Annotated in this window: 1 pseudogene; it reads left to right on the top strand. The window is 61.3% G+C overall.

From position 1 onward, the window contains the following. A pseudogene (locus SB771_RS37145) lies at nucleotides 1–235 on the top strand (oxidoreductase); the annotation flags it as partial.

The following is a 235-nucleotide window of genomic DNA, read 5'->3' as shown; positions in this document are numbered from 1 at the left end:
GTACGCAGAACGGCGACAGTGCCGGATGCGTGGTGGTGGCACCGCCAGCCGTGCCGGGTGGTAAGTTCCGCATTCTTGAGCGTCACCAGTGGCGCGGGATGGACTTCCGCGCCCAGGCTGACGCCATCAAAAAACTGACCGAGCAGTACAACGTGACCTACATCGGCATCGACTCGACAGGTGTCGGCCACGGGGTTTACGAGAACGTGAAAGCGTTTTTTCCAGCCGTCCGGGA

The organism is Burkholderia sp. SIMBA_051 (genome assembly GCF_046534915.1).
GTDB lineage: Bacteria > Pseudomonadota > Gammaproteobacteria > Burkholderiales > Burkholderiaceae > Burkholderia > Burkholderia ambifaria.
This window is presented reverse-complemented; position numbering and strand designations above follow the sequence as displayed.